Genomic DNA, 18640 nt, shown 5'->3' on the forward strand with positions numbered 1-18640 from the left:
CGCTTCTCCAAACGTAGGGGTCGAGTTATTCCGCTTTTTTATACAGCGCCAAAAGTTCGTTCACTTTACTGCGGCCTAAAATATTGCGGCTGATGGTGCGACGAGCCTTCACCACATGCAGCGAAGCATGCTGATACCAGTCACGCGTCAGCTCGGTGTCATGGTTGGAAATCAACACCGGCACCTGGCTTTCAACCGACAGCTGATGCGCAATGCGCGCCAGCCCTTGCTGATCGGCCAGGCTAAAGCTGTTGGTGTGATAAGCGGTAAAATTCGCCGTTGCCGACAGAGGAGCATATGGCGGATCGCAATAAACCACCGCACCTTGGGTCGCCTTCACCATGGTATCGTGATAGTGCTCGCAGACAAAAGTGGCATTGCGTGATTTTTCAGCAAACCAATACAGCTCTTCTTCCGGGAAGTAGGGTTTCTTGTAACGCCCGAACGGCACATTGAACTCACCACGCAGGTTATAGCGGCACAGGCCGTTATAGCAGTGACGGTTCAGATACAGGAACAGCAGCGCGCGCCGATACTCATCGGTGGTGGTGTTGAACTCTTCGCGCAGCAGGTAGAACTGCTCAGAGTTATTGAATTCGTCGGTGAAAAGCAAGCGGGCATCGCGCACGAAATCATTCGTGCGCAGCTTAACGATGTTATACAGGCTGATAAGGTCGCTGTTGATATCGGCGAGAATATAAGCCTCGTACTCTGTGTTCAGGAAGACTGAACCCGCGCCCACGAAGGGCTCGATTAAGCAGTTACCCTCTGGTAAATGACGACGGATCTCGTCTATCAGCGGGTATTTTCCACCAGCCCATTTTAAAAAAGCGCGGTTTTTCTTCATGCCGTCAGTTAGCTACTTATTACAATTCAGAGCGGCGGATATGTACTCTGCTTCAGACAGCACATCAGCGCACAAAATTAATGATTATTTTTTCAGGTCTTGCTGTACTTGCTGTACAGGGCGGACCCATGGTTTTTTCGCCTGAACTTCCGCCGGCAGTGTGGCGATGGCACGCTTGGCCTCCGCCGAAGAAGCGTAGTTGCCGCTCACTAACACATACCAGGGTTTACCATCACGCTTGGTCTCGTACACCATAAAGTGTGGCAAATTCTGTTGCTTGGCAAAGGCATTCAACGTATCGGAACGTGAGGCACTGCTCAACTGCAGCGTGTAATGGCTACCCGGTGCGGTTTTCAGTGAGCTCCCGCTGCCGCTCACCACACCACTCTTGCCTTTGGCCGGTGGGGTGTAAACCGTGGTGGTGGTCGCAGAAGGTTTGACCGATGCTGTCGGCTTGGTTGCTGGCTTGGAGGCAGGCGTTTTATGCGGCTGCGTCGCAGCGGTTGCATTGCCATTCGCCGCCGGACGCGCGGCAGCACCGTTCATCACGGTAGCCGGAGCGGTTGGCAAAGCGGAAACCGGGGCATTGATACTTTGCGCGGCAGCAGCATCAACCTGACCTTGTTGTGAAGACAGGGCATCGGCCATGTTGCCTGGCAGATCGACACGCTCACCAGCACCGCCCTGTGGTGCTACAGGTTGTGCTTCGGTTGGCGTGCTGGAGATAGGTGGGACGCTAACGGTCTGAGGCTGAGAGGTACTGACACCGTTGTTATCGTTGGTATCCGTAGTGCCGCCCGCAACGCCGTTGTTGCTGGTGGTCAGCGACGATGAGCCCGACAGATTGATGTCGCGGGTTGCCCCTTGTTGCGCAACCTCGTGCTTGGTGGGAGCCTTCAGCGCCGAACCGATACCGATGATCAGCAACAGCAGCACTAAAATGCCAATCCCAATCATCATATGCTGGCGTGAAACGGCAAAACGCGGCCCAGTTGCGGCTGGCCGGCGTGAACGCGAAGGACGGCGATCGCTGGTATCAGGCCTGAGATCGTCTTCTGGTTTAAATTCATCCATCTGAAACCCTCCAACTAGAGGCAAAATCTCGCCACCCAGGTGGCTCGAGACTATTAACCCGATGATGGCAAAGCGACATCTGTCTCGCCCTGCGCACAATTTTTATAGAGTCTAACAGTAGCCAAGCTACTGTTATAGCCCGCAAGCTCAAGCACTGTCGACCTGCGTCAAATTACGCCATCCATGGAATTGCCCGGCGGGCAAGGTACAGCCCGGATAGCAGCAGAGCAACGGCTGCATATCGACCTGGCGAAACGTTAATGCTATTGAGTGTAACCGACTTACGCGCGCTGTGTTGGTAAACAGTCAGCGATGGATGCCAGCACCAGCTCATGGGCGACACCGCCACGAACTTCTGCTTCACCAATGCCCTTCGGCAATACCAAACGCAACGCCCCCGCCAACACTTTTTTATCACGCAGCATGTGTGGCAGGTAGGCCTCAGGTGTCATTTCCTGCGGCCCGCAAACCGGCAACCCGGCACGCAGCAGCAGCACCTTGATCCGTTCGATATCGTCAGCCGGGAACTGGCCCAGGCGACGTGCTGTTTGCGCAGCCATCACCATGCCTGCCGCCACGGCTTCACCGTGCAGCCAGACACCGTAGCCCATTTCGGCTTCGATGGCATGACCGTAGGTATGGCCCAGATTGAGCAGCGCCCGCAGACCGTTTTCACGTTCATCGGCAGCCACCACTTCGGCCTTCAATTCGCAACAGCGGCGGATGCAGTACGCTAACGCGTCCATATCCAGCGCAACCAGCGCATCAATATTATTTTCCAGCCAGACGAAAAAATCACCATCGAGAATAATCCCGTACTTGATCACTTCCGCCAGACCAGAGGAGAGTTCACGCGCCGGTAAAGTACGTAGGCAATCCAGATCTACCACCACCGAAGCCGGTTGGTAGAAGGCGCCGATCATATTTTTACCGAGCGGATGATTGACGGCGGTTTTGCCGCCAACGGAGGAGTCCACCTGCGAGAGCAGCGTGGTAGGAACCTGAATAAAACGCACACCGCGTTGATAGCACGCCGCGGCAAAGCCGGTCAGATCGCCAATCACGCCGCCGCCGAGAGCAACTAGCGTGGTATCGCGACCGTGGGGCTTTTCCAGCAGCGCCGAGAACACCTGCTCGAGTACGGCCAGAGATTTATACTGTTCGCCATCAGGTAGAATCACCTGATCCACCACTACGCCGCCCTGTTCCAGCACCGACCGGATCCGCTCCAGATACAACGGTGCCAAAGTCTGGTTGGTGACCAGCATGACCTGTTCACCCGCCTTTAGCGGCATAAAAGAAGCCGGATCGTCAAACAATCCGGCGGCTATGGTAATCGGGTAGCTACGCTCCCCAAGCGTTACGGTAATTCTCTCCATGTCGCGCTCAGTTCTCGGTGTGGTTTATCCCCGCCAACGCGGGGAACACAATCAGAATTTCCGCATTTGCCCGCGGCCAACACGGAACCCGCTATCAGTTACTTTCCAGCATGTTGATAATCTGGTTGGCAACCACTTTAGCGCTTTGATCGTCGGTGCGGATAGTGACATCTGCAATTTCTTCGTACAACGGATTGCGCTCTCTAGCCAGCGCTTCCAGCACCTCACGTGGAGGAGAGTCTACCTGCAGCAGCGGACGCTTCTTGTCGCGCTGAGTACGGGCCAACTGCTTCTCGATAGTGGTTTCCAAATAGACCACGACACCACGCGCCGACAGGCGGTTACGCGTTTCACGCGACTTAACCGAGCCCCCGCCGGTAGCCAGCACAATCCCTTGCTTTTCCGTCAGTTCATTAATGACTTTTTCTTCACGATCGCGGAAACCTTCTTCACCTTCCACGTCGAATACCCAGCCCACGTCAGCTCCGGTACGTCGCTCAATTTCTTGATCGGAGTCGAAAAACTCCATATTGAGTTGCTGAGCTAACTGACGGCCAATAGTGCTTTTGCCGGCACCCATAGGCCCAACCAGAAAGATATTGCGTTTCTCTGCCATGTTTTTCGGTATTACTAAGACAATTCGTTAATGATAACCCGCCCCGCCAATCAAATTAGCGGCGGGACCTAAACTGAAACCTCATGAGCGATAGTGCGAGATCAGACGAAAAATTATCTCAACACTCTTGGTAGTTTGGCAACCGAATAAATCACTATCCACGCCGCAGGAGGGAAACCATACGTTTTTAACGGCGTCTTATACCCTATGGATCCTAGGTTTCAGCCTAGAAGACGACGGGTACAGCATTAACAAAAAAACCTCGGTGCTCAATTCGGTAACCCTTGTAAGCTAAATCGGCCGCAGCGTCAAACTCAGATGCCTCTAAGGCACGAAAAAAAGTGCATTTGCTTGCCAACTTTTAAGCGTTTTCAACGGCTAGGATTTTGGACCCAGACCTCATGAACCGAGCATTGCAGCGAGATTTCCGCCTGGAGTTTATCTGAAAAAGTAGCGGGATGCCGTGATTTGGCAGATTAACGGCAACTTTGGTCGGTTTCCCTCATTTGGCCTTGGCGACACCACCGTGCCAAACATCACGATCGAGACAATTTAGACTTTAACCAGTGTAGGCGTGATGAAAATCACCAACTCGCGCCTTTTATGCTGTTGGTTGCTGTGTTTGAACAGCGATCCCAGCAAGGGGATGTCGCCCACGCCAGGAACTTTATCGGCCACCTGGTTGCGCTGACGCTGAAAAATGCCCCCTAAGACGATGGTTTCCCCATCTTTCACCGTCACCTGAGTTTTAATCTCCTGCTTGTCGATCGCCAGCGCCTCTCCTTCGCCCTGTTTGATCGAACGCCCGGGCATATTCTGGCTGATCTGTAACGCCAGGGTGATGCGGCCATTGGGTAAAATCTTTGGCGTGACTTCCATGCCCAGCACCGCGTCCTTGAACTCGATCGAGGTGGCACCGCTGGAACCGCTCGACACCTCGTAGGGGATTTCCGTGCCCTGTTTAATGCTGGCGGTTTGCAGATGTGCGGTAAGCAGGCGTGGGCTGGCGATAATCTCCACCTGATTTTCCTGCTCGAGCGCCGACAGCTCCAGATCCAGGATGCGCCCGCTGATGCGTGCCAGATGGAAACCGCCCGTTATGGCGCTGTTCTCTACCGGCAGACCAACGCTGAAATTGTCTATCCGCAGCTTTTTGGCTGGCCTTTCTTCTGCCGCCAGGCCCCACCTTACGCCAAGCTCCCGCAAATTCTCGCTACTGATGGTGACAATATGGGCAGCCAGCTGCACCTGTTCCAGCGGGGTATCCATCTCTGCCACCCAGGTCTTCAACTGGGCCAGCGCCTGAGCGGTGTCACGCAACAGCAACGCGTTGGTACGTTTATCCACCACGACACTGCCACGTTCGGTCAATAATTTGCCACGTTGGCTATCCAGGCTCTGCGCTATCTCGGTGGCCTCCGCGTTCTGCAGCGTGATCGTCAGATGGTGCAGCGGCTCCTGCTGCGCCAACGCCCGCTGCCGACGAAGCAGCTCCTGTTCATCCGGCTGTGGGAAAACCATCATCACATTGTCCTCCAGCGTCATCGTCAGCTTGCCCATGCGTAATACCACGGCCAACGCCTGCTGCCAGGGAACATTGTCCAACCGCAGCGTCAGATTGGTATCGACCTCCTCGGCGGCTACCAGGTTCAAGTCTTGATACTCCGCCAGCGCCTGTAAAATCAGGCTGACCGGTGTATCATGAAATGCTAGCGACACCGGTTTTTCCTGTTGCACACTCGCCATCACCGCCAAAGGGAGAGCCAGCCCCCCCACCAAAAGCCACTGATATCCTTTCATCACTTTTCCTTAAGGTTTTTCCCCAACGTGAGCACCACACTACCCGTGCGTGGCCGACATGCTTCGGCCCTATCCTGCGCAACGAGTTCAAGCTGCCGGGGCTGGATCTGCATCACTTGCCAATCCCCATCCAGCACCCGCTGCCAGGGCAATAGCCCCAACCACTGCCCCTGCGGAGTGACCACCCAGCCATAGCGCAAATCCGGCGTGCCAATAATCCCTTTCAGCCGCCAATCCTCCGGTGAAGCGGCAGGATCGGCGCAGGCCGCCATGAGCGGTGGCTGGAACGGATCGCGATACTGTTCAGCCCACAGCGGGGCCGAGAGCAACAGCCAAAACCACCATGCCTTATTCATCCGCCGCCTCTTCTGAGCTAATCAGAGTCAGTTGAGTGGTTAACCCTTCGGGCTGCCTCTCGATCTTCATTTGCCCAATCCTTCGGGTGGATGGCAGCGCCTCCAGCAAGCGCAGCAAGCCCTCGAAATCTAGCTGTAACCTTATCTTTTGCTGGGCTGGTTTCTCCTGCTGCTGGAAACGTAGCAGCCGCCCCCCAAGCTGATAGAGCTGAGTCCCCAAATCCCCCGTTTCATCAGGCACGATCAGCACCTGCTGCCCCAACCGCTGCTCAAGCTCTGCTAACGGCGGTAGCCGGCTCAGTTGCTGCCGACGCTCTGCAATCTGGTGTGCCAACTGCTGACGCTGCTCATCCAGCCTTTCCCACCGTTGCCATTCCCCCGAGATCAGCCCACTGCAGGCCAACAGCCCAACCCCGGCTAATACCAGCCATTGAGCCGCCAGCAGCTGCCAACCAGGGCGGGCTAGCCAGGGGATCAGCCAGTCTGGCAGGGGTTTATCCATCCTGCCCCCAGCGTGCCGTTAGAGTGAACGCCAACCCTCCCTCCTTGCGCTGTGTGACTTCAACCAGGCGACAGCCCTGCAACAAAGGTAGCGCGGCCAACCGCCGTTCAAAGGTGACTATCTCCCCATACGCCCCACCTTGCCCCCGCAGCAAAATCCCCCTGGCGTTCTCTTCAAAATCCGTGAGCCACAGGGTTTCAGGCAGCGCTACCGAGAGCTGCTGCAATAGCGACAGGTAACGCAGGTTGTGCGCTCGATTATGCTGGTAACGGGCGCTTTGTGTGGCCAAACGGGCCAGTTCGGCCATCTTTTGCTGCGTCTGCTGAAAACGCTCTGCCAGCTCAGTGTGTTGCTGCGTTAAACCCTGCAATATCGAATGTTGCCTGGCCTGTTGGTAGTACAGCAAAAAGTAGGCCGCCGTGAGCATAGCCAGCACCAGCAGTAATTGAGCAAAGAAGCAGCGTAACCAGAAGATGTAGCGCCGCCGCTGCCGTCTGAGGCGCCAGGGCAAAAGATTGACCTGATACATCAGGCATCCTCGCGGCGCAACGCCAACCCGCCAGCCAGAACAAACGCCATCGGCTGTGCGGGCAGCGGCGGGTATAAGCTGCTGAAAGCCGTAAACGGTGACCAGGGCATGGCACCTTCCGGTGCGGCCTCATCCAACACGCTACTGTAATACACCTCTTTGGCCCCCATGGCTGGGCAAGCTGAACGCAGGGCTACCAACGCCTGCCTGACGCTGACGGCTTCCCCCGCAGGCAAGACGCCATAAGCAAAGGGCATCGCTCGCGGTGCTACCCATAACCATTCCGACTCCAGGCGATGCAACAGCCCGGCATCGGGAGCCAAGCCGGCAAAGGCGGCCATCATGCTTAGCGCATTGGGTGCGATATCGATCACCTGGGGATGCAGATCCGCCAGTTGCAGGCAATGCAGCCATTGTTGCAGCTCCTGCTGGCGGGCCGCGGTGAGCAGCAACTGATGGGTATTGGGCTGCGCCTGGCGGTAATCTATTGCCAACGTCTGGCTGTCTAACGGGAACTGCTTCAGGCCCTGAGTGGTGATGTAGTCATGGCGAACCGGCTCCTGCAAGCGCAGATCCGGCAGGGGTAACGTCTGCTGTAAAACCCGCTGTGCGGGTAAAGCAATGCGTAAGGAAATATGTCTTGGTAACCGGCTACGCCACTGCTTGAGTACCGCCACCAGCATCGCAGAACTCTCTAAATGCCCCGCCCGCAGCGCCGAATAGGGCAATGCCTGTTGCCACCAGTGGCGCAATTGCCAACCGTTACGCCGACGCTGCGCAGCCAGCGCTCTGATGCTGTGATCCTGGATGTCCAACCCCACCTGCCACGTTTGAGAAAACATATTTCACCCCGCCTCCGTACCCTCAGATAACAAAAGAACATATCCATGTTGCAGGCTTGCCTTTATACTACCGCGCGGTTGTTTATAAACTGCCCAATTGACATGAAATGGGAAATCTCAGGTGAAGTTCGTAAAGTATCTTTTAATCCTTGCAGTGTTTTGCATCGTGCTGGGAGCAGCCTCGATTTTTGGCTTGTACAAATATGTCGAGCCACAGCTGCCCGATGTCGCAACGCTGAAAGACGTGCGGCTACAAATCCCGATGCAGGTTTACAGCGCGGAGGGCGAACTGATCGCCCAATATGGTGAAAAACGCCGTATTCCTCTCAAGCTGGACCAAATCCCACCGGTGATGGTGCATGCCTTCATCGCCACGGAGGACAGCCGTTTCTATGATCATCACGGGGTCGATCCCGTGGGTATCTTCCGTGCTGCCTCGGTCGCGCTGGTTTCCGGCCATGCTTCGCAGGGGGCCAGTACCATCACTCAGCAGTTGGCCAGAAACTTCTTCCTGAGCCCGGAACGCACCTTGATGCGCAAAATCAAGGAAGCCTTCCTGGCGATCCGCATTGAACAGATGCTGACCAAGGATGAAATTCTTGAGCTGTATCTGAACAAAATCTATCTGGGTTACCGCGCTTATGGCGTGGGTGCTGCCGCGCACGTCTATTTTGGTAAGGATGTCAGCCAACTGACGCTGAGCGAAATGGCCACCATTGCCGGATTACCCAAGGCACCTTCTACCTTTAACCCGTTGTACTCCCACGATCGCTCCGTAGCGCGTCGTAACGTGGTGCTATCGCGAATGCTGGATGAGCGCTACATCACGCAGGCGCAGTACGATCAGGCCCGCAGTGAACCTTTGGTAGCCAATTACCATGCGCCGGAAATCAGCTTCTCCGCCCCTTATCTTTCAGAGCTGGTGCGTCAGGAGATGATCAAGCGTTACGGTGAAAACGCCTATACCGACGGTTACAAGGTGTACACCACCATCACCAAGCGGCTGCAACAAGGTGCGCAGGAGGCGGTACGTAACAACATCCTCAACTACGACATGCGCCACGGCTATCGCGGCCCGTCAAACGTGCTGTGGAAAGTGGGTGAGCCTGCCTGGGATCAGAAACAGATTGTCGATTCACTGAAGAACCTGCCGAACTACGGCCCGCTATCTCCTGCAGTGATCCTGCAGGCGGATGCCGAACAGGCTACCGCTATGCTGGCCGACGGCAGCCGCATTGCGCTCCCCATGTCTGGCATGCGCTGGGCACGTGCGTTCAAGAGCGATACGCTGCAAGGTCCTACGCCGAAGCGCGTCACCGACGTGGTGCAGCCCGGCCAACAGATCTGGGTGCGTAAAGTTAACGACAACTGGTGGCTGTCACAGGTGCCGGACGTGAACTCGGCGCTGGTGTCGCTCGATCCTAATACTGGCGCTATCAAGGCGTTGGTCGGCGGCTTCGATTTCAACCAGAGCAAGTTCAACCGGGCAACCCAGGCGCTGCGCCAGGTGGGGTCCAACATCAAACCGTTCCTGTATACTGCGGCGATGGATAAGGGCCTGACGCTGGCCACCATCCTCAACGATCTGCCGATCACCCGTTGGGATGCCGGTGCCGGTACCGACTGGCGGCCGAAAAACTCGCCACCCACTTACGACGGCCCTATCCGGCTGCGCCAGGGTCTTGGCCAATCGAAAAACGTGGTGATGGTGCGGGCAATGCGGGCCATGGGCGTGGACTATGCCGCTGAATATCTGCAACGCTTTGGTTTCCCGGCGCAAAACATCGTGCATTCAGAATCGCTGGCACTGGGTTCGGCTTCGTTCACCCCGCTACAGGTGGCTCGCGGCTATGCCGTGTTGGCCAACGGTGGCTATCTGGTTGACCCGTACTTCATCACCAAGATCGAAGACGATACGGGTAACGCGATATTCGAAGCCAAACCGAAAGTAGTCTGCAATAGCTGCAACCTGCCGGTGATCTACGGCGATACGCATCGTTCAGCCATGCTTTCCGATGATAACGTCGAGAACGTGGCGGTATCGCAGGAAGGCAACAATGCCAACGTCCCGATGCCACAGCTTGAGCAGGTAACCCCGGCACAGATGCAGCAGGATAACGACCAGCAGTATGCGCCACACGTGATCAGCACCCCGCTGTCGTTCCTGATCCGTGATGCGTTGAACACCAATATCTTCGGTGAACCGGGCTGGATGGGTACCGGCTGGCGCGCAGGCCGCGATCTTAAACGCCATGATATCGGCGGCAAAACCGGTACCACCAACAGTTCGAAAGATGCCTGGTTCTCCGGCTACGGCCCAGAAACAGTGACATCGGTGTGGATCGGTTTCGACGATCACCGCCGCAATCTTGGCCGGGCCTCCGCTTCGGGTGCCATCCCGGATCAGATTTCCGGTGGTGAAGGTGGGGCGAAGAGTGCTCAACCGGCTTGGGATGATTTTATGAAGGTGGCGCTGGAAGGCCTGCCAGAGCAGAAAGTCACTCCACCACCGGGGATTGTCAGCGTGACCATCGACAAGAGCACCGGCAAACTGTCCAACGGGGGCGGGGGTAGCCGTTCCGAGTACTTTATCGAAGGCACTCAACCCACGGAGTTCTCGGTACATGATGCCGGAACCACCCTGACAGACCCTGGTGGCGAAAGTCACGAGCTGTTCTAAAAACGACAATGGCCAGAGCAATCTGGCCATTTTTTTATCTTAACCGGCGGGCGCCGCATGTTGTGAGTCCGGGCGGATTTATCAGCAGATGAATCGATGGAGGGTTAGCGTGAACCGCGCAGGAATGCCTCTGCCAGGAACAATGCGCTGACATTGCGCGCCTCACGAAAGTCCGGTTCCGCCAGCAGTGCCATCATGTTGGCTATCGGCCAACGTACCTGGGGTAACGGCTCTGGCTCGTCCCCCTCCAGACTTTGCGCATAGAGGTCGTGTGCCAGCACGATATTCATCTGGCTGGAAAAATAGGAAGGTGCCATCGTCAGTTTGCTGAGGAAATCAAAGCGCCCGGCCCCAAAGCCGACTTCTTCCATCAGTTCGCGGTTAGCGGCTTCCAACACCCCTTCGCCAGGATCGATCAGCCCTTTGGGGAAGCCCAGCTCATAGGATTCGGTGCCTACCGCATATTCACGGATCAGCAGCAAATCATCCCCTATCACCGGCACAATCATCACCGCTTCGCGTTCCGAAGGGCGCATACGCTCATAGACCCGCCGCACACCGTTACTGAACTCCAGATCGACCGACTCAACGTTAAATAAACGCGAGCGCGCGACCGTTTCTACTTTCAGAATTTTAGGTTTTTGCAGCTGTTTATCCATGATTGCCTCAAATAGGTTAACTGCCTAATACACTGAATACTCAGTACTCTCAGGCAGGTAACCAGGATAATAATATGCGCGTTGTGGCAGACAGCATAAGGGTCAACCACTGGCTAAACTCGATCTTGATCACATTGTGCGTTAATGGGAACCATTTCCGCAACGAGCTTAGCCTGTAATTTACTTTTTTTTAACAAACCTGGCCAGCAGCTATCCCGGTGGATAAAAAAACAGGTAGGCAAATAGGATAATCCTGATATCCGGACACCATGAGGATTGCTATGCTCGTGCAGGTTAAAAAATCGTACGGTAAAATCCTAACGATAGCCACGAATGAGAGCCGGATAACAACTAATACGGTGGGTCATTCTATCTCTGGGCGGTTAACTCCGTATAATGTCTGGCTTTGCGTAAGATTGGCGGTTTCATGGGTGTAGGACGAGAATAGCATGAGCACAATAGCGTTGATATTGGCCTTAGCGCTAGCCTGCCTGATCGCTGCTGGCCTCTACTTGTGGTTTAAATTCCGCCCCCAGCCAGCCTTGGCAGGTATCCTGCCGTTCGTCAAACCTAACCACCGCAAACTGACCGCGCCAGAGCGGGCAGCTATCGAGAATTACCTCAACCAACAAAACCGCCTGGGCAACAAACTGCTGTCAGGTTCCGCTTCCCTGCCTTCTGCCAGGCTGGCGTTGACCGCACAGAGCGACAACGTTTACCCGATCACCCATGCCATTACCCGCTATGGCCTGGCCAGCGATGAACCCAACAACTGGCGCTACTATCTCGACTCGGAAGAGATCCATCTTCCTCCGTTCTGGGAGCAGTACATCAGCGCCGATAACCACGTCGAAGTGATCAAGACCCAGACGCTACCGCTGGTGATCTCACTCAACGGGCATTCGCTGTTGGATCATATTTACGACAGCCCACCTTCGCCGGTAGTGACTACAACCCCGACAAGGAACGCCTCCATCCGCAAAGAAGAGAGCGAACATATTGAGTTGGTGAACATTCGCAAGGAAACCCGCGAGGAACATGAGCTTAACCGGCCGAACGGCGTCAAGGAAGCGGCCCTCATCTCTGCTGCCCTACTGCTGCTGTTCCTTAGCCTGATCAGTCCGGTGGTAGTGATCCCCTGGATCATTCTGGTAGCGGTGCTGATGATCGTCTGGAGCTGCTGGCATCTGTTGCGCCGCCCGAGCGAAAAAGAGCTGAAAGAGGTGCACTGTCTGCGCGGCACGCCAAAGCGCTGGGGGTTATTCGGTGAGTCCAATCAGGGGCAAATCAGTAATATCTCTTTTGGCATTATCGATTTGATCTACCCCCCGCACTGGCTGCCTTACCTGAATGCGGACCTGGGTAAAACCACCAATGTGGATATCTACCTCAACCGGCAGGTGGTACGTCAGGGGCACTATCTTTCCCTGCATGACGAAGTGAAGAACTTCCCCTTGCAGCATTGGGGCAAGAACGCCGTATTAGCGGCCAGTTCGCTCGTGGTGCTGTTGTTACTGTTAATCTACATTCCACTCAGCCTACCCGCTAAATTGAGCACCGCGTGGTTACAGGGCACACAGAAAACGGAAGTCACCAGCGTTCAGGCGCTGGAGGCCATTCCACTGCATATCGGCGATAGGCTGAAAATTCAGGGCAACGGCATGTGCTACGTTCCTTCGGGCAACAACAGCGCCACTGCGCCAAGCTTTATGCCTTTCGATTGTTCGGGGATCTACTGGAATACGGCTACCCCGCTGCCACAGCCAGAATCGGAAGTGATCGATAAAGCGGCTGCGCTGATGGCCACCATCAACCGGCAACTGCACCCAAGCGGTGCCGAGCAGAAAGTGAACCCGCAGTTGGCCAGCGCCATTGAAAAGTCGGGCATGATCCTGTTGGATGACTTTGCGGATATCGTATTGAAAACGCAGGACCTGTGTGGCACGGAGGCCGACTGTGTGCGCTTGAAGAATGCACTGGTCAATCTGGGTAACGTCAAGAACTGGGCCAACCTGGTGAAACGGGCCAAATCCGGGGCGCTGGAAGGCGTTAACGTTCTGCTGCGTCAGGTCAGTGCTGAATCGCTGGAAAACCTGAGCAACGCGGCTACCTCCGCCTTTGTGGTGCGGGAAACCCGTCAGGCCGCTGCGGCCCTCAACAGCCCACCGCCGGGCGGTTTTTTGATTACCAGTGACGAAGGCAAGCAGTTGGTGGATTATCCCTTGCCCACACAGCCGCTGAACGAATACAACTCACTCGACCAATGGAAAGAACTACAGCGTCTTAGCAGCATGTTGCTACATACGCCGTTCCGGGCAAACGGGGTGATCACCAATATCTTTGTCGATGCCAACGGCACTCGGCATATCGCCCTGCATAGTGAACCGGATATCGTGACCCTGTGGCGCTATCTTGGCACCAGCTTGCTGTTGCTGGTGTTGGTCGTCGTGCTGGGTTACAACTCCTGGCGGCTGGTACAGCGCTGGCGCAAAAACCAACATCGCCTCGCCGACATCCAGCGCTATTACGACAGCTGCTTCAACCCGCAGCTCACCCCGATATCCATACGCCCGATGGCGTAGCCTCCGACCTGCCATCCGCCTATACTAGGCTGTATGTTTTTTATCATCCGCGGGATACCGCTATCCCGCCTATGGAGTTGGTACATGGTTCCTGAGTTTGACTGGCACGATATTGATACCGTCCTGCTGGATATGGACGGCACCCTGCTGGATCTTGAATTCGACAGCCATTTTTGGCTAACGCTGGTACCGCAGGCGTTGAGTGAGCAACGAGACATTCCCTTCGACGACGCCAGCAAAATCATTCACCAGGAATACCTGGCCGTGCAACACACCATGAACTGGTATTGCTTTGATTACTGGAGCGAACGCCTCGGGCTGGATATCTACCAAATGACCAGCGAAGTCGGTAACCGCGCTCGTCTGCGTGAAGATACCCAGCCGTTTTTGCAGGCGTTACGCGATGCCGGGCAGCGCACCATCCTGCTCACCAACGCGCATCCACACAGTCTGGCGGTGAAGGTTGAGCACACCGGTTTGGATCGACACCTTGATTTATTACTTTCTACCCACACATTTGGTTATCCAAAGGAAGATCAGCGTCTGTGGCAGGCCGTGCAGCAGCAAACCGGCTTTGACCCACAGCGTACGCTGTTCGTGGATGATGGTGAACCGATCCTGGATGCCGCCCGCAAGTTTGGTATCCGCTACTGCCTGGGCGTGCAAAACCCGGATTCCAGCATGGCGAGTAAAACTTTCCAGCGTTATCCGTCGATGAGCGACTACCGCCAGTTGATACCGGCCTTGGAACGGAGGGAGCAATGAAAGCCAAAGCAACACCGGATGAGGCCGTCCGCCTGGATAAATGGCTGTGGGCCGCCCGATTTTACAAAACCCGCGCACTGGCCCGGGACATGATCGACGGCGGCAAGGTGCACTACAACGGGCAGCGCGGCAAGCCGAGCAAAGCCGTTGAAATCAATGCCGAAATCAAGCTGCGTCAGGGCAACGACGAACGCACTGTCATCGTGCTGGCCATCAATAGCCAACGGCGTGGAGCCGATGAGGCGCAGCTGATGTATCAGGAAACCGAGGCCAGCATTGCCAACCGCGAGAAAGTGGCGCTGGCACGCAAGATGAATGCGCTGACCATGCCGCATCCGGATCGTCGTCCGGACAAGAAAGAGCGGCGCGATTTAATTAAATTTAAATTTGGCGAGCAGGAATAATCCCTCGCCTCAAAGAGAGAAAACTATGTCCAACCATGACCAATTGCACCGTTACCTGTTCGAAAACTACGCGGTGCGCGGTGAGCTGGTTACCGTCAGCGAAACCTATCAGCACATCCTGACCAACCATGATTATCCGGCACCGGTACAAAAACTGCTGGGCGAGTTGCTGGTAGCCACCAGCCTGCTGACCGCCACGCTGAAGTTCGACGGTGACATTACCGTTCAGGTGCAAGGTGACGGCCCGCTAAAACTGGCGGTGATCAACGGCAACAATCGCCAGGAGATGCGTGGTGTAGCCCGTGTCGAAGGCGAGATTGTGGCCGACAGCACCCTGCATCAGATGCTGGGTAACGGCATTATGGTGATCACCATCAGCCCGTCTGAAGGTGAACGCTATCAGGGCGTGGTAGGTCTGGAAGGTGAAACGCTGGCCCAATGTCTGGAAGGGTATTTCCGCCAGTCCGAACAGTTGCCAACGCGCCTGTTTATCCGCACCGGCGAAGCCGAAGGCAAGCCAGCGGCTGCCGGCATGCTGCTGCAGGTACTGCCAGCTCAGGATGGTAATGCCGATGATTTCGACCATCTGGTGCAACTGACCGCCACCATCAAGGATCACGAGCTGTTCACCCTGCCGGCCAACGAAGTGCTGTATCGCCTCTATCATCAGGAAGAGGTTACGCTGTACGAACCTCAGGACGTGATCTTCCGCTGCACCTGTTCACGCCAGCGCTGTGCCGATGCCTTGATCACGCTGCCAACGGAAGAAGTGGCCGATATGCTGGAACAGGATGGCAACATCGATATGCACTGTGATTACTGTGGTAATCATTATGTATTCGATGCGTTAGACATCGCCGCCCTTCACAACGGCAATGCCGACAGCAGCACCCAACTGCATTAAGCAACACCGCGGTGTGACGTGCGTCGAGTTGTGACGCACGTCAGCCCCCGCCGTTTGCACGCTTGCTTTATTCCGTGGTCTACATCTCATAACGTAACTAAAAAACGTTTAATACGTTAAATATTTGATACCTATCGCGGTTACATCTCTATGGATCCCTACAATTGTCGCCAGAAATTCTGTGATCAAGGAGTAGTGACATGCGTGTTAATGGTATAACCCACCAGGATCTTGCCGCTTATGGAATTCATAACGTTGGTGAAATCGTTCACAATCCGAGTTATGAATTACTGTTTAAGGAAGAAACGGACCCTTCACTGCAAGGGTTTGAGCGTGGTGTAGTAACCAATCTGGGTGCCGTTGCCGTCGATACCGGCATCTTCACCGGCCGTTCGCCAAAAGATAAGTACATCGTCCGTGACGATATCACCCGGGACACCGTCTGGTGGGCCGATCAAGGTAAAGGCAAGAACGATAACAAACCTCTCAGCCCTGAAGTCTGGGCAGATCTGAAAAAACTGGTCACCGAGCAGCTTTCCGGCAAGCGCCTGTTCGTGGTCGATACCTTCTGCGGTGCTAACGCAGATTCCCGCCTGAAAGTCCGCTTTATCACAGAAGTGGCCTGGCAAGCGCATTTCGTCAAAAACATGTTTATCCGCCCGAGCGATGAAGAACTGCAAGGCTTTGAGCCTGATTTCGTGGTGATGAACGGCGCCAAGTGCACCAACCCGAACTGGCAGCAGCAGGGAATGAACTCGGAAAACTTCGTGGCATTCAACCTGACCGAGCGTATGCAGCTGATCGGCGGCACCTGGTACGGCGGCGAAATGAAAAAGGGTATGTTCTCCATCATGAACTACCTGCTGCCGCTTAAAGGCATTGCCTCCATGCACTGCTCGGCCAACGTGGGTGAGAAAGGCGACGTGGCGGTGTTCTTCGGCCTGTCCGGCACCGGTAAAACCACCCTGTCCACCGATCCGAAACGCCAACTGATTGGCGATGACGAACACGGCTGGGATGACGATGGCGTCTTCAACTTCGAAGGCGGCTGCTACGCCAAGACCATCAAGCTGTCGGAAGAAGCTGAGCCAGATATCTATCACGCCATCAAGCGCGATGCGCTGCTGGAAAACGTCACCGTATTGGCCGACGGTACCGTGGACTTCAACGACGGATCGAAAACCGAGAACACACGCGTTTCCTATCCGATCTACCACATCCATAACATCGTCAAGCCGGTGTCCAAAGCGGGCCACGCTACCAAGGTGATCTTCCTGACTGCGGACGCCTTCGGCGTACTGCCGCCGGTATCACGCCTGACGGCCAACCAGACCCAGTACCACTTCCTGTCCGGTTTCACCGCCAAGCTGGCCGGTACCGAGCGCGGCGTTACCGAGCCAACGCCAACCTTCTCTGCCTGCTTTGGCGCAGCATTCCTGTCACTGCACCCAACCCAGTATGCAGAAGTGCTGGTCAAGCGCATGCAGGCAGCCGGAGCCCAGGCTTACCTAGTGAATACCGGCTGGAACGGCACCGGTAAGCGTATCTCGATCAAAGACACCCGCGGTATTATCGACGCCATCCTCAACGGTGAAATCGATAAGGCAGAAACCATCACGCTGCCAATCTTCGATCTGTCGATGCCAACCGCCCTGCCAGGCGTTGATCCGGCCATCCTCGACCCACGTGCCACCTATGCCAACATAGAGCAGTGGGAAGAGAAGGCGCACGATCTGGCGAACCGCTTTATCACCAACTTCGACAAATACACCGATACCCCGGCAGGCGCTGCACTGGTCAGCTCGGGTCCGAAACTGTAATAGCGTTGATTACCCCCTAAGCCAAGGCGCGGATCCCGCGCCTTTTCTATTTTTTGATTGATTTTTAGACAATCAAGCAGGAATATAGAGCAATGCTATCATTGCTAGCACAGGAGGTTTGAATGGCTACCCTAACCGTCAGGGATCTAGATGATGAAATAAAAGAGCTGTTGCGCATTTCAGCGGCTAAAAATGGTCATTCCATGGAGGAGGAAGCACGCATGATCTTGAAACAGGCCTTGATGAAGAAGCCAGCGCGTTATGGCTTGGGTACCTGGATGCACCAGCACTTTGCCGAATTCGGTGGCGTAGAACTGGATATCCCACCGCGCGACGAGATGCCACCACGTATAGTCACCTTCGGCGATGAAGATGACAAAGCATGATTATTCTCGACACTAATATCATTTCAGAAATGATGCGCCCCTATCCGCATTACAACGTCGTCACTTGGCTAGACGAAAAAGACAATAATGAGTTGTATCTAAGCGCGATTGTGATTGCCGAGTTGTTCAGTGGCGTTGCCCGCATGCCGGAAGGCAAGCGGCAGCGGGAACTAAAACTCAAGTTGGCAGAGGCAATACAGACAAAGTTTGATGAGCAAATTCTGCCATTTGATGCAATGAGCGCCATGCAGTATGCACAACTGATGGGCCGAAACCAGCGTCAAGGGAAGTTAATGAGCATGCCCGACACGCAAATCGCCGCCATCTGTTTACAATATGGTGCCACCCTTGCTACGCGCAATATCAAAGATTTTCTCCATTGCGGCATTGAGTTAATCGATCCATGGCAGGCCATTGATGATCAGCGTCTGCATGAAGAAGCGGCAGGGTACGACACAAAGCCCTGACCAGGCCACAGTGCTGCGGCCTTAAGTC

18 protein-coding genes are annotated in these 18640 nt (G+C 55.2%); 8 read left to right on the plus strand and 10 right to left on the minus strand.

Annotated elements, in window-relative coordinates; genetic code table 11:
* Positions 1-25: 25 nt before the first annotated feature.
* From dam to pilM, 9 genes are all read right to left on the minus strand, one after another.
* Entirely contained in the window at positions 26-847 is an 822-nt protein-coding gene (gene dam, locus ACX9GU_RS25480) for an adenine-specific DNA-methyltransferase (RefSeq protein ID WP_071681346.1), read from the minus strand.
* A gap of 84 nt (positions 848-931) precedes the next feature.
* Positions 932-1921 (minus strand): SPOR domain-containing protein, encoded by a 990-nt coding sequence (locus ACX9GU_RS25485; RefSeq protein ID WP_473193279.1) that lies wholly within the window; start codon positions 1919-1921, stop codon positions 932-934.
* Positions 1922-2202: 281 nt separating this feature from the next.
* Positions 2203-3300, minus strand: coding sequence for a 3-dehydroquinate synthase (gene aroB / locus ACX9GU_RS25490; RefSeq protein ID WP_473193280.1), 1098 nt, complete (start codon positions 3298-3300; stop codon positions 2203-2205).
* Positions 3301-3394: 94 nt separating this feature from the next.
* Positions 3395-3916, minus strand: coding sequence for a shikimate kinase AroK (gene aroK / locus ACX9GU_RS25495; protein ID WP_005271698.1), 522 nt, complete (start codon positions 3914-3916; stop codon positions 3395-3397).
* 552 nt (positions 3917-4468) lie between these two features.
* Positions 4469-5716: a DNA uptake porin HofQ gene (gene hofQ / locus ACX9GU_RS25500; protein ID WP_473193281.1), complete on the minus strand. Its 1248-nt coding sequence runs from the start codon at positions 5714-5716 to the stop codon at positions 4469-4471.
* Positions 5716-6072, minus strand: coding sequence for a hypothetical protein (locus ACX9GU_RS25505; protein WP_473193282.1), 357 nt, complete (start codon positions 6070-6072; stop codon positions 5716-5718). Before ACX9GU_RS25505 ends, hofQ begins: the two co-directional genes overlap by 1 nt.
* Positions 6065-6574, minus strand: coding sequence for a hypothetical protein (locus ACX9GU_RS25510; RefSeq protein ID WP_473193283.1), 510 nt, complete (start codon positions 6572-6574; stop codon positions 6065-6067). The genes ACX9GU_RS25505 and ACX9GU_RS25510 overlap by 8 nt, the downstream gene beginning before the upstream one ends.
* A complete protein-coding gene (locus ACX9GU_RS25515) occupies positions 6567-7103 on the minus strand; it encodes a PilN domain-containing protein (RefSeq protein WP_473193284.1) in 537 nt (178 codons plus the stop codon). Before ACX9GU_RS25515 ends, ACX9GU_RS25510 begins: the two co-directional genes overlap by 8 nt.
* On the minus strand, positions 7103-7945 hold the full coding sequence (gene pilM / locus ACX9GU_RS25520; protein WP_473193285.1) for a type IV pilus biogenesis protein PilM: 843 nt from the start codon (positions 7943-7945) through the stop codon (positions 7103-7105). The genes ACX9GU_RS25515 and pilM overlap by 1 nt, the downstream gene beginning before the upstream one ends.
* Positions 7946-8066: 121 nt before the next feature.
* On the opposite strand from pilM, the gene mrcA reads away from it, so the two are divergent.
* Complete coding sequence (gene mrcA, locus ACX9GU_RS25525; protein WP_473193286.1) at positions 8067-10625, plus strand: peptidoglycan glycosyltransferase/peptidoglycan DD-transpeptidase MrcA; 2559 nt, start codon at positions 8067-8069, stop codon at positions 10623-10625.
* Positions 10626-10729: 104 nt separating this feature from the next.
* Here mrcA and nudE read toward each other — a convergent pair whose 3' ends face one another.
* Positions 10730-11284: an ADP compounds hydrolase NudE gene (gene nudE / locus ACX9GU_RS25530; RefSeq protein ID WP_021807462.1), complete on the minus strand. Its 555-nt coding sequence runs from the start codon at positions 11282-11284 to the stop codon at positions 10730-10732.
* A 449-nt stretch (positions 11285-11733) separates the two neighbouring features.
* Here nudE and ACX9GU_RS25535 point away from each other — a divergent pair, with 449 nt between their 5' ends.
* The 7 genes from ACX9GU_RS25535 to ACX9GU_RS25565 all read left to right on the plus strand — a co-directional run bounded on the left by ACX9GU_RS25535 (position 11734) and on the right by ACX9GU_RS25565 (position 18612).
* The gene (locus tag ACX9GU_RS25535) at positions 11734-13866 is read left to right on the plus strand and encodes an intracellular growth attenuator family protein (RefSeq protein WP_473193287.1); all 2133 of its coding nucleotides are present in this window, start codon (positions 11734-11736) and stop codon (positions 13864-13866) included.
* An 84-nt stretch (positions 13867-13950) separates the two neighbouring features.
* On the plus strand, positions 13951-14631 hold the full coding sequence (gene yrfG / locus ACX9GU_RS25540; RefSeq protein WP_021181710.1) for a GMP/IMP nucleotidase: 681 nt from the start codon (positions 13951-13953) through the stop codon (positions 14629-14631).
* A complete protein-coding gene (gene hslR, locus ACX9GU_RS25545; protein ID WP_021181711.1) occupies positions 14628-15035 on the plus strand; it encodes a ribosome-associated heat shock protein Hsp15 in 408 nt (135 codons plus the stop codon). The genes yrfG and hslR overlap by 4 nt, the downstream gene beginning before the upstream one ends.
* Positions 15036-15060: 25 nt before the next feature.
* A complete protein-coding gene (gene hslO / locus ACX9GU_RS25550) occupies positions 15061-15939 on the plus strand; it encodes an Hsp33 family molecular chaperone HslO (protein WP_024482748.1) in 879 nt (292 codons plus the stop codon).
* Between the two features lie 200 nt (positions 15940-16139).
* Positions 16140-17759 (plus strand): phosphoenolpyruvate carboxykinase (ATP), encoded by a 1620-nt coding sequence (pckA, locus tag ACX9GU_RS25555; protein ID WP_021807458.1) that lies wholly within the window; start codon positions 16140-16142, stop codon positions 17757-17759.
* 122 nt (positions 17760-17881) lie between these two features.
* Positions 17882-18145, plus strand: a complete 264-nt coding sequence (locus ACX9GU_RS25560; RefSeq protein ID WP_179245949.1) for a FitA-like ribbon-helix-helix domain-containing protein — start codon at positions 17882-17884, stop codon at positions 18143-18145.
* A complete protein-coding gene (locus tag ACX9GU_RS25565) occupies positions 18142-18612 on the plus strand; it encodes a PIN domain-containing protein (RefSeq protein ID WP_473193288.1) in 471 nt (156 codons plus the stop codon). Before ACX9GU_RS25560 ends, ACX9GU_RS25565 begins: the two co-directional genes overlap by 4 nt.
* The last annotated feature ends 28 nt before the right edge of the window (positions 18613-18640 follow it).

The organism is Serratia sp. K1WW1 (assembly GCF_055790865.1).